We start from the raw sequence: 12,658 nt of genomic DNA on the forward strand, positions 1-12,658 counted from the left end.
TTTATGTCTAATGAACTTCTTTTATCAAGCAAACACATGTCAAATCAACGCAAAGATTCTTTGCATCATTGGTATATCAGCATTTTATAAAACCAGGATTCATTGTATATCTTTTTTCTGCAGTAAACTTTTCTAACTTAACAGATAGCAACTTTTGCCTTATTCCATAAAAAAAAGCTGCAGATCACCAAAACAAAACTTGTCCTAAATGCACTCATTCATGAAATGAAAAAACGAGCATCTCTCTTTCCAATAAAATAAATAATGGAACTATCATTATTTTTTAATTTAGTCAGGGTGCGATCCTGTTTTGTGAAGTCTTCAAGTATCGCAACTTAAAAGTTGCTAGTTTTTTTCAACCTATGATAGGATAAATCTAAAGGAGCAGAAAAATGAGCTTAGCAGAAAAAATGAAGGAAAGCCGCTTAAAAATGGGCTTTACACAACAAGAAGTTTCCGAAAAACTATTCGTGACTAGACAGACCATCTCAAATTGGGAAAACAATCGGAGTACGCCGGATATTGATACATTAGTAAAAATAAGTGAGTTGTATCAAATAAATTTAGATTCCTTGTTAATCACAGATCAGGAAATGCCAAATAGCGAAGTCGACAATGATCTCTTACAAGAAACAAACCAAACAATTTTTTATCGGATTCCTTATCTATTAAATTTAATTGTTGTGATCCTTTGTGTTTTTGTGGATTTCTTGACACCAACTGGCACTCTTTCTCTTTGGACGAGCATCAGCCACTTTCTGCTTTTAGCAGATATAATCCTTTTAATTGCTTTTTTTATTCTCAAAAAAAAGACTCTTTCAATCAAAACGATTGTTCTCACAATTAGTAAAGGACTTCTGATACTAACGATTATTTTAGGCTTTACTTATTGGTCAAATCGAACTGCCAATTCATCCGTCTTAACTGAGATTGGTCATAACTATGGTCATTTTATCTATCTAGCTTTCAAAGCAATTGGGATTTTGCTGATCTTTGACCGACGTAAATTTGTCTTTTAACCTTGGCTAATAAAAAATAGAGCCTGACGAACGCATGCTCTCAATGTCCATCAAAATAAAAGACGACCGAAATTATAGGAATTTCGGTCGTCTTTTTGTACAACCACAAATTTGTGCTGTAACTGTTTTTCCTCATTGACAGAAGCAGCTAGAAAGGATAGCATTGAAATGAACACGTGTGCATTTCAATAAAATTAAGGATGTGTCTCCTTGAAAACTGTCCATTCAACAGTCAGTAGCATTGTCGGTCGGATCAAACATTTTTATTCTGGTCAAGATGTGTCGCATCGTTTTATTTTGTCGCTTGTTTTTCCAGTTGTCCTCGATCAATTTTTTTTGGTCAGTTTTAATTTTATCAATACCGCTATGATCAGTTCGGCTGGAACCACTGCGGTCAGCGCAGTCAGCATGGTTGGCAGTCTGCACTTTTTCCTCGTTAATGCCTTCACTGCTGTAGGATTAGGTGGAACCGTGCTGATGGCACAATATTTTGGCAAAAAAGAAATGAAGCAGCTAAGTAAAGTTTGCAGTGGGACTGTTTATGGTGCAGTGTTGATGGCTTTGATGATCAGTCTTCTCATCGCCTGTTTCCATCAAGGAATCTTGCATCTTTTATTCGGTCATGCAGAACCGCTTGTTCTAGCAAACGCACGACTTTATTTACTGGGTTTATTGGCTTCTTATCCCATGCAAGCGGTCATCGAAGGAACCAATGGAAGTTTGCGGGGAATTGGCCGTACCAAAGCGTCTTTAAAGCTCTCATTACTCATGAATTTCGTTTATATTGTTGGTAATGTTGTATTCATCAGCATTTTTGAAATGGGAATGATTGGGTTAATTACTTCATTGCTGATCTCGCGATTTCTTGGTATGCTCTTTGCCTTTTATACTTTACGAGCAAATCGTTCCCTTTTTTTGTTAAAGAAGGAAGATTTTCTCCGCATTCAGATTCCATTGATCGCTCGAGTGTTGAAAGTCAGCATTCCCTTTGCAGCGGAATCTATTTTCTTTAATGGTGGGAAAATCATTATACAAACAATGATCGTCAGCTTTGGAACGAACGTAATTGCTGCGAATGCGATTGCTTCTTCTTGGATCCAAATTTCTGAAATCGTTCCGAGTGCATTAGCTACGTCACTCGTCCCGATCGTCGGACAATGCATTGGTCGAGGTAATATTGTTGATGCAAGAAAGCTGACCAAAACCTTTGTTATTACTGGAATGATTGCCTTTCTCCTAGTTGACTTAAGTTTATTGCCCTTCTTTCCGCTAGGCATGAAGCTGTTCAATCCACCTGCTGCCATTTTACCGGACATTTATCGCTTGTATCTGATTGCCATTGTGATGCATTTTTTGACATGGAGCATTGGCTTTATTCTTCCATCAGCTCTTCGGGCAGCTGGCGATGCCAATTTCACTACCTTGACTTCGTTACTATCGATGTGGATCTTCAGAATCGGTATGGGCTATCTAGTCGGCATCGTTTGGGGTTACGGTTTAACGGGGATCTATTTTGTGATGACTTTGGAATGGGGTGTTCGAGGTTTGATCTTCTTGCTGCGTTTTCGAGGAAAGAAATGGCATCATCATCAGTTGACTTAGGTGTTTGGAAGATATTGCCAATCTTTGCCATAGTGACAATCACCAGTACTAGTAAAAAAATTCCCCGTCTATGGCTTAAGCTTTCCGTTTACAAAACAGGAGCAACCGTTTATTTTGTTGCTTCTGTTTTGTATAGTCTTCCAAATTCATTAGTTACGAGCCAAATCGAATGATTTCATCTACTTTTGAAGAAACTAAGTCATCGTGAGAAACATATATGCGTATACAGGATTTTAATTTGCTTTCAATAAATTTGAGGATTCCCAGTTTACTATTGGTGTCTAAATTACTGAATGCTTCATCCAATAATAGAATTTTCGGTTTTTTTAACAAAGCACGAGCAATTGCGATTCTCTGTTTTTGACCACTCGATAAATTTTCCCCATTCTCCAGCACAACAGTATCTAACCCATTTGCAAAGCTGTTCGTCATTTCAGTGACACCTACTGCCTCTAATACTTCAGTTAGATAGCTTTCATCATTGACCTCCATTCCTAATGTCAGATTTTCTCTAATTGTTCCGAACATTAAGAATGGATCATTTGATGCATAAGCAATCTGTTTTCTGTAGTTTTTCTTGTTCTCATGTATTTCTTCATCGTTCAGCAAAATCGTTCCTTTATCCGGGCTATATAAGGAAGAAAGAAGATGCATAAATGTTGTTTTCCCACTCCCACTTTTGCCCACCAAAGCATAGGACATCCCAGCTTTGAATCTAACAGATAGATTATTAATGATATAGCTGTCCGCGGCATAGGAGAAGTAAATGTTCTTAAACTCTATTGATCGCCACTCTTTCTTCAGAGTATCGTTCAATACTTCGTTTTCTCCTTCATTTTCCTCACTTACATCATCCATCACATCACTGAGCTTTCTCATCATTACAAGGACATTTTGAATTTCTCTTTGATACTCGATAATATTTCGAACCGGTGAGGTATAAAAAGTAATCAGTGAGATAAATGCAATCAGAGCGCCTAAACTCAATTTATCAGCAACAACCAGCGTACTTCCTTGCCACAACACAAGAATTGTTCCCAATGACTCAAGCAAAAGAATGAAGCTAGCTTGGCTATTTTGTAAGATCACACTATATTTCCCAGTATGAGTAAACGATTTGGCCTGCTTCAGAAATTTTCCTAAAAAAAACGACTCCCTTTGAAAAAGTTTGATCGTTTCAAATCCAGTAAATGTCTCATTCAACACATTTAATGTTCGCGCATTTTTCTCGATCAATTCATTGTTGATTTTGTTTAATGGCTTAATAAAAATTATACTTACAGCGGTATACCCTAAAAGAATCCCTGTAGTAACAAGAAATAATTGCTTGTTTATAATATATAAAATCGCTCCACCAGTAATAGCCACAAATATTTCTAAAAAAATAGAGAGCACAAGTCTTGTCAATACTTGTTGTACTTGCGTTGTGATATTATAACGCGTGATCAATTCGCCTGAATCTCTCGCTCTTAAATTAGTCGCTTTCATAAAAAGAATTTTCTTAAAAAAAGCTTCAAAGAGATCGTCATTCATTCTTTTAGAGACATTTGCAATAAAGAAAGCGCGAACAATGCTTAGGATTGCTTGAAAAAGATACAATATAACTACAGCTAAAATCAAATATTGAAAATTATACAAGATCTCGTGGAATGCTTCTTCAAAAATTGAAGTATGCGCATGTTCCTCATGAATGGCAGATTCGCTGTTCAAAATAAACGAGTCTATAATGCGTTGATAGGAAAAACTTCCCAGAAAAGAAAAAAGGGCGATAACCACGGAAAAAAGCAGAACCAGCAACAGACGTGACTTCTCTTTAAAAAAAAGCGTCCCATAATATGAAATAGAAGTTGTCTGTCCCGGGGAAAACAACTCTGTCTTATGGAAGATAACGATATATCCTCCCCAGATTTTTTCGAAATATCCTACAGAAATCTTTTTTACTCCTTGTGCAGGATCGAATACTTTTATCTTAGTGTCAGACCATTCCTCTACTACCAAAAAATGAGAAAGTCCTGTTTCCAATACGACTAAAGCAATGAAAGGCAGGTTAATCTCTTTGCTTCTGATACCGTCCCTTAGTTCTCCAATCGATCCTTCTAATCCTTCGGCTGTTAAGCCAATTTTACTTCCTGCTTCAATCAGTCCCTGTAAAGTTGCTCCTGTGCTGTTACTTCTGGTTAAATCCCTTGCCTCAGCCAAGGACATCTTTCTTCCGCATAAATTAGCCAATGTCGCAAAGGCAGCCGCCCCACAATCTTTTTGTTCATTTTGTCTCACCCTCTTCAACATGGAAATTCAGCTCCTTTTCCACCGATAGTTATAATATTGGTTTTTGATTCTAAAATAGGTATGACCAGTCAATACAGTCAGAAAAAGCAGCAATAAGCCACTACTGACTAAATCGTAGTGAACAAAAAGAGTAAGCGGAGCAATCAAATAGGCTGCTACCCAACTTGATTGAAACAATATGTAGATGCTTGTATACAACAAGTTCACCAAGCTTATACTCATTACGGATGCCACAATCATTGTCACCATCGATTCGCCTATAAACTCAAAAGTTAAGATTTTGGGCGAAACCCCTAAACTTGCTTTCACTCTTAATTCTGTTTCTTCTAAAATTCGTTCTCTTTTAAGTGAAAGAACAGAAAAAAAGAACAAATAGGCTGCACCGGCAACCATCATAATCAAACTGCTGATTTCTAATATTGAAAGAAACAAGGCTAGTTCATCACCAGTGTTTGGATTTAACAGTTTTGCCAATAATGGAATACGTTTGTTTTCTTGCTCTTGAAATGATCTGAATACATAAAAGAAAAGATACAATCGTAACATTCCTTCAACTAAGACGACTGAAAAAAACGTAGGTGTGAAGAATCGTGATAGTACCAACTTGTTTCTGCTTATTTTCTTTTTGATAATCCTGATTGAATTCTTTATCTGATTCATCCGACAGCACCTATTGCTCCCTTCTGGTAAACGATTTACTACTGTTCACCTAGTTTTAGCACTTGCTGGTTCTCTAATTGATAGACGTTACTATTTTCTGGAATAAGCGTATAGTCATGTGTAACGATCAGTGTCGTGATTTTCTTTTGTAACGAAAGACTATTGATAAGCTGAATAATCTCTTTCCCACGGAGTGGGTCCAAATTCCCTGTTGGCTCATCTGCAAGAATAACCTGCGGCTGCTTGATCAATGCACGAGCAATCGCCACTCGTTGTTGTTCTCCGCCAGAGAGCTGATGGCAATAGTCAGCTAACTTCTCTTCTATGCCTAGCTCAAAAGCTAGTTGTTCGACTTCATAACGAATTTTTTCTACAGGTTCATTTTTGATATGAAGGACATAGGCAATATTCTCAAATACTGTAAAAGATTCAATCAATCGAAAATCCTGAAAAATAAAGCCAATTTTCCGTCGATTGGAGAGAGTGTCGGGCAGTGTATCATAGTTCAGTTCTTCATCATTTAAGATGATTTCTCCAGAAGCTACAGGAACTTCGCCAAAAATCGCTTTGAGTAGCGTCGACTTTCCTGCACCACTTTTACCAATAATGTAACTAGGTTTATCATCTGGAAATAGTTGGGTGACCTTGGTGAGTACTTCTTTTTTGGCTAATGAATGGATGGTTACATCTCTAAACTGAATCATCACATTTCCCCCTACTCTAGATATACATCGTAGTGTTTGGTCATATGTTGCGAGTTATTCGTGTAGTCAAAAGTGAAAAGAACCACGTCTGTATTCGAATGTAGGATAAAGCGATAGGTTAGCTCTTTTTTGTTGTCTAAAACAAAAGAATCAATCGCATCAATGGATGTCAGGGGTTCTTGATTCTGTTCTGCAGTTACTGAGAAAATATGATTATCGATTTCGGTTTTTTCCGGTAAAGAGTCACTGATGACCACTAATGTCAGTGAGATCACCGACCGATCTCCCTCATTGGATTGTTCTACCTCTTTCAATTGGATATCCAAGTCTGCTAGCTTGATGATTTCTTTATCAGAAAAGGTCTCAAGGATTTTTTCTTCCTCTGATTTTCTATCTTTTTCGATTAAACTCTCAGGATTTGTACAAGCTGCCAAAGATACCAATGTTATTCCTAAAAGTATACATTTATCTATTATGCGCATCCGTGCATCCATCTCCTAAAAAAGAATACTATAATCAAATAATTATAGCATTCTTCCATCAATTGATTATTATAGCATGCTAATGATAGTCGGGTTTACGACCAATACGAAATGAAAATATGGAATGAATTTGTTTGAACATGACGCAAGTAACCAGCTTTTGTACCGCCACCAGCACCACATACCCAACAATGCCAATGAAATCCACCTTTAACAGAACGAGTTTCTGTCTCAGTCATTGTCCTCATATGGACTACCTCCTTCTTAATGCTATAATATTCCGAATATTACAAATATAATGATAATATTTATTTATAACAATTACAATATAAATTTATTTTCAAAATACAAAAATTTAACAGGCGATATTTGGAAACGAAAAAGCTCCTGTCATAGATGGATGATCGCTTTGGCGCTTCTGCTAAAACATAGAAAAAAGAGAAATACGCTTCATTATTAAAAGGTAAAACAAATAGAGAGAATGTGGAGCATTCAACATTCTCTCTATTCGGAAATCCAACTAAGATTATTTTCTTCATTGACTATATCAAAGAGTTGCTTGATCTAAAGAAGCAAGCATATTTTTCAGATCACCGGTAAAATAGGCTATCACCTGATCCTCGGACCATCCAAATCGCAATCATTTCAGCTTTTTCAAAGTTACTAGTTGAATCGTCTCTGCTTCGCTCAAGAAAACCTGTTTTGCCATCAAAAACGCTAAATCATTACTACGACAATTCTTCTAAAAGACTACATCCTTCGGTCATATCTACTGGACTGCTTTAAAGCCTATCTGATTATTAAAGGTAATTTTTTTTGCTCTACGGTCAAAGATTTTATTGTCAGAGCAATTCTTGATAACGATGAATGTAGAAACGTTTGACAATCGTTACTAAGGCTAAGTAAGCAATGATGGTTGCGGTCAGCCATAGCCAGTACGCTGATGGAAGAACTGCCATGCCTAAACTTTGGCCAAAGTTCGTAAACGGTAAGAATGTCCCGACGGCAATTCCTAATGAAGTGATCGCTGTCATAATGAATGAGCCGCGGCTTTGGATAAATGGAATCTTTGGTGTCCGCAAGGCGTGGAGCACGAGTGTTTGCGACCATAACGATTCTACAAACCAGCCAGCATGAAAGACAGCGATAAAAGCGACTTGTTGTTCTGGCGTCAACGTATGGAAATCGCCACCAACTACCGCTGGACAAATAATGAAGTACATCAATAAATAGGTAGTAATATCAAACACTGAACTTGTTGGACCTAACCAAATCATAAATTTACCGATACTCGATGCATCCCAGCGCTTTGGTTTATCCAAGTATTCTTTATCCATGTGGTCCCAAGGAATCGATACACAGGAAATATCGTAAATAAGGTTGAGGAAAAGAATCTGTAACGGCAACATTGGCAAAAATGGCAGAAACGTGCTAGCAACGAGAACCGAAAACATATTGCCGAAATTAGAACTTGCGGTCGCCTTGATATATTTCATGATATTCCCAAAGGTTTCTCGTCCTGAAATGATCCCACGTTCTAAAATCATTAAATCTTTTTCTAACAAAATAACATCGGCCGATTCTTTGGCAATATCTACTGCCGTATCTACTGAGATTCCGACATCTGCTGCCTTCATTGCTGGCGCATCATTGATCCCATCTCCTAAAAATCCTACTGTGTGCCCATTTTCTCTCAAAATCCCGGTAATTCGCTGCTTTTGCTGCGGGTTCAATTTGACGAAAACATTGTATTTTTCAACAAGTTGACTAAGTTTTTTATCCGATACATTTAGAATGTCTTCTCCACTGATCAGCTTTTCTGCCCCTAATCCAACTTGCTGACACACAGACTGCGTTACTAACGCATTGTCGCCAGTTAACACTTTCACGCCAACTCCGTGTTTCTTTAACGTTTCCAGTGCTTGTTTCGTGGTTTCTTTTGGCGGATCCAAAAACGCTAGATACCCAATGAGAACCATCTCAGATTCATCTGCTACAGAAAATTCACCTACCACGCTTGGATTCGTTTTTTGAGCTACCCCGATTACACGTAGCCCATCTTCATTTAGTTCATTGACTTTTTTTAGAACTTCTTGTTTTATCTCCTCAGTTAATGCAGTCACCTTTCCTTTGAAATCTACATAACTTGAGATGCTGAGCATTTCCTCGATTGCGCCTTTGGTGATCATTTGTGTTTTTCCAGACGGATCTTCTACAACCACACTCATTCGTCTCCGTTCAAAATCAAAGGGAATCTCGTCGATCTTTTTATATGGGAGATCAGGGACTCCTAATTCTTTTTTAGCCGCATCAATGATCGCAACATCCAATAAGTTCTTCAATCCGGTTTGGTAATAGCTGTTAAGATAGGCATGCCGCAATACTCGCTCATCTTCTTCTCCAGTCAAATCCAAATGGTACTCTAAAATAATCTTGTCTTGCGTTAGCGTGCCAGTTTTATCCGTACAGAGGATATCGATCGCACCAAAGTTTTGGATCGCATTTAAGTTCTTGATCACAGTGCCTTTTTTCGCCATTCCAGTTGCGCCTTTGACCAAATTCGTTGTTACGATCATCGGCAACATTTCTGGCGTCAGCCCAACAGCCACTGACAAACCAAACAGGAATGCTTCCATCCAATCGCCTTTCGTGAAGCCATTAATGACAATGACCGTCGGTGCCATTAATGCCATGAACTTGATGAATAAGAACGAGGTTTTGCGAATCCCTAACTCAAAGCTGGTTCGAATAGGCTTAGTGGACAATGACTTTGCCACATCACCGAAAAGAGTATGGTTGCCAGTAGCGATCACAACCCCTTCCGCTGTACCACTGATGACATTGCTTCCCATAAAGGCTAAATTTTCATAGCTTGTTTCAGAATCACGGCTTGTAACAACTGCTTCGGCATTTTTTTCAACCGGATAACTTTCTCCCGTTAAAGAAGATTGAGAAATAAACAAGTCTTTCGTTGCAGTCAAGCGGATATCCGCTGGAATCATGTCTCCCGCAGACAATTTCACAATATCTCCGCAGACGATTTCTTCCATCGGTACTTCTGCGTAGACGCTTTTACGCTTCACTGTCGCAGTAACCTTAACCAATGACTTTAGTTTTTCCGCAGCCTTATTTGATTGCACAGATTGAATCAACGTCATGGTGCCGCTAATCAAAATCATGACAAAGATTATCCCACTGCCAAAATAATCCCGTTCCTCTGGTGCCGCAATAACGACTTCAGTGATAAAAGAGGTAATCCCTAACCCAATCAGCACTAATGTAAAGGGAGTGATATACGCTTTTAAGACTTCCATAATGAATGGGGTCTTCTTTCCATAGGAAATTTGATTTGATCCATACTTGTTCCTAGCCGCGATTGCTTGTCCTTCAGTCAGTCCTCTTTTAGAAGTCTGAAAGGTTTCATAGATCGTTTCGATCGTTTTTTTTGCCATTAATCCATAATTAATGCTTTGAATAGGTCGTTTTTTTGTTTCCACTTTTTCTACCTTCTCTCCAAATAGTTCGCCACAACTCTCTTCGAATGATCAAGAAAATTGTTTCCTAGCATTGTTGTTTTTTTGCGAGGGTTTGAAGAAGAAGGCGCTAAAAACAAATAGACAATAGTATCTGACTATCTCTTTGTTCCTCTTCTGCCAAACCCTTTGGTATCGAATGACTATCGTCCATTTGTTTTCATCTCCTTCCGGTTGAAAAAATATCGGTCAACTGACAAGTCTTTTTTAAAAACCTTCAAGATCAAAGCATCTGCTTGATAGGCTTCTGTTTCGCTATATCCTAATCTCCGATAAAAGCCCCAAGCTTGCTTTCTTCCTGTTAAAAATAAGGTCGAGTAATTTAAATTTCTGGCAATTTGCTCCGCATACACTAGTAATTTCTTCCCTAACCCTTGCCCTTGATAATCTGGGTGAATGGCCACTTGTTTTATTTGCATACACTTAGACGAACAAGGGTGCAAAAGAAGGGTACCGACAATCCGCTTATTTTGCCTTGCCACCAAATGAATAGCTTGTTTCTCCTCTGCTGGAGACTCTCTTAATAACGGTTGTCCCGCACTAACCTTTAAGACTTGGTTTCGCAAAACTAATGTTTCTTTATAGTCACAACTATCCCATCTGATTAACGTAAGCACTGTTTTACCATGTTTCTCCCTCCTCTGCTAAATGAAAAACTTCTAGTACATGATTATTTTTCGACAAGTGAGTAACAATTTCTTTCACTGCTAAATCAGCATTTGCAGCAGGCTCGATCTCTACTTGCAGCTGAATCCGATTCTCTGCCAGGTCTTGGCAAACAAAATGGCAAAATGAAAGAACATACCGATCCAATTGATTGATGACCTCTGTCCGCAAAGCCACCTCAGAAGACCTTTTTCCCGTAATGATCAAAAATGAATTTGTGTTCTTCTCCAGAGATTCTGTTCGATACCCTTCAGCAAATTGATCAAATCTTTGAGAAAGAAAACGAATCACACTATTCACCAGCATGATCATTAGCGCTGCAAAAAATCCTTCTTGGATATAACCAGCGCCAATCACTGTGCCAACAGCTGCTGTACACCATAATGTTGCTGCAGTATTTAATCCTTTTACACTAAAACCATCCCGCAAAATAATCCCGCCAGCTAAAAAGCCAATACCGCTCACTACTTGTGCAGCAATTCGAGTAGGACTCGTATCAGACGCAACCATCGAGGATAATGAAACAAAAATCGTTGCTCCCAGCGAGACTAGAACCATCGTCCGTACACCTGCTAGCTTTTTTCTCCACTGTCTTTCAACACCAATAAGGCCTCCTGCCAGCACACTCAGACCCATCATTCCCAAAAATACATACTCCTGCTCCTTTCCTCGTTTTAAAAATAAAATCGAATCATTAGGCACAAAAAGAAGCGACTTTTCCGCAAAAACTCCGCGAAAAGTCGCTCTAAATTCGTCAAAAAACAAGACAAAAAAGACATTGATCTAATCGTTGAGTTTTGGCACTATACAACGTAAAGACAAACATCTTAGCTACCTTAAGAAAAGCCTTGTATTCGACAGTTCCTGTTCTACCCATTGGCGTCTCTCGACATTTTTGGGCAGTAGCCTATGTTTGCATAGGAGCCTCACCTAACAAATCATATTTTATTTTCAGGTACACACTAACAAATTCGTTTTTTCTTGTCAATTTTTATTTTGCCGTTTTGCCTCATGATTTTTTAATACGATTAGAAAAGTATAAGTACGTTATACGAATAAAAATCAAGAATTCAGTAGATTTTGTGTAAAACAAAGCTGTTTTTATATTGGGTTTAATCGATCTTAAAACACTGTGAAACCACTCGTATGAAGATCATTTTAAAATAATCTTTGTTAATGATTGAAACAGACATTTGTCGATAAACTATCAAACTATCGTTCTTCCCTGCAGTCATCCGAAAAGGAAATTTATTAATTTCACATTAAAAAAATTATTTGAAAAAATTTTATTTTCTTTCTAGCTTTACACTGCTCGGAAATACATTTTAGAATTATTCGTGTTATTTAAAAGAGATGTAAAGGTATTGGCTTTTCTTTATCATTTTTCAATTAATAGACTTTAAAAATCATCTTTCTTATCAGAAGAAAGCCTCAATTACTAGAAAGTCTTAAATAATTGAGCTCAATCCCTTGGAAGTGCAACTACTTTTTGATAAACTTCTTGCTTTTAATATTGAAAGTAAATGGTGTTAATTAATACTCTCTAATAAATTTCAGTTCGATGCTTTCCCGTACGAACTGACTCAAAAATTTGTCACTTGATATTCCTCCAAGTATGTTTCCTTATATTCTATATACCTCATTTTTTCTGTTTAGTCTAGTGTGACTGATCCAATTCAGATTTCGCACATACTCCCAGACTT

General features: G+C 37.8%; 10 protein-coding genes and 1 riboswitch. Of the genes, 2 read left to right on the forward strand and 8 right to left on the reverse strand.

The window, feature by feature from the left end:
- The first annotated feature begins 392 nt into the window (after positions 1 to 392).
- Entirely contained in the window at positions 393 to 1,019 is a 627-nt protein-coding gene (locus tag FE005_RS01920) for a helix-turn-helix domain-containing protein (RefSeq protein ID WP_081131905.1), read from the forward strand.
- A gap of 210 nt (positions 1,020 to 1,229) precedes the next feature.
- The gene (locus FE005_RS01925) at positions 1,230 to 2,621 is read left to right on the forward strand and encodes an MATE family efflux transporter (protein ID WP_244323375.1); all 1,392 of its coding nucleotides are present in this window, start codon (positions 1,230 to 1,232) and stop codon (positions 2,619 to 2,621) included.
- Positions 2,622 to 2,774: 153 nt separating this feature from the next.
- Here FE005_RS01925 and FE005_RS01930 read toward each other — a convergent pair whose 3' ends face one another.
- The 8 genes from FE005_RS01930 to FE005_RS01960 form a co-directional block, all read right to left on the reverse strand.
- A complete protein-coding gene (locus tag FE005_RS01930) occupies positions 2,775 to 4,910 on the reverse strand; it encodes a peptidase domain-containing ABC transporter (RefSeq protein WP_138371235.1) in 2,136 nt (711 codons plus the stop codon).
- Between the two features lie 6 nt (positions 4,911 to 4,916).
- Entirely contained in the window at positions 4,917 to 5,513 is a 597-nt protein-coding gene (locus FE005_RS01935; RefSeq protein ID WP_124018632.1) for a hypothetical protein, read from the reverse strand.
- Between the two features lie 95 nt (positions 5,514 to 5,608).
- Entirely contained in the window at positions 5,609 to 6,274 is a 666-nt protein-coding gene (locus FE005_RS01940) for a cell division ATP-binding protein FtsE (RefSeq protein WP_060813877.1), read from the reverse strand.
- Positions 6,275 to 6,285: 11 nt separating this feature from the next.
- Positions 6,286 to 6,756 carry a hypothetical protein gene (locus tag FE005_RS01945; protein ID WP_135172160.1) on the reverse strand — a complete coding sequence of 157 codons (471 nt, stop codon included), beginning with the start codon at positions 6,754 to 6,756 and terminating at the stop codon, positions 6,286 to 6,288.
- A gap of 95 nt (positions 6,757 to 6,851) precedes the next feature.
- Positions 6,852 to 7,004, reverse strand: coding sequence for a hypothetical protein (locus FE005_RS16810; protein ID WP_167757166.1), 153 nt, complete (start codon positions 7,002 to 7,004; stop codon positions 6,852 to 6,854).
- Positions 7,005 to 7,598: 594 nt separating this feature from the next.
- Entirely contained in the window at positions 7,599 to 10,208 is a 2,610-nt protein-coding gene (gene mgtA / locus FE005_RS01950) for a magnesium-translocating P-type ATPase (protein ID WP_230321009.1), read from the reverse strand.
- 224 nt (positions 10,209 to 10,432) lie between these two features.
- Positions 10,433 to 10,906, reverse strand: a complete 474-nt coding sequence (locus FE005_RS01955; RefSeq protein ID WP_081131899.1) for a GNAT family N-acetyltransferase — start codon at positions 10,904 to 10,906, stop codon at positions 10,433 to 10,435.
- Between the two features lie 4 nt (positions 10,907 to 10,910).
- Entirely contained in the window at positions 10,911 to 11,594 is a 684-nt protein-coding gene (locus FE005_RS01960; protein ID WP_230321012.1) for an MgtC/SapB family protein, read from the reverse strand.
- Positions 11,595 to 11,730: 136 nt separating this feature from the next.
- Positions 11,731 to 11,900: riboswitch (M-box (ykoK) riboswitch) on the reverse strand.
- Positions 11,901 to 12,658 lie beyond the last annotated feature (758 nt).

Source organism: Enterococcus sp. M190262 (assembly GCF_005843965.1).
GTDB lineage: Bacteria > Bacillota > Bacilli > Lactobacillales > Enterococcaceae > Enterococcus_D > Enterococcus_D gallinarum.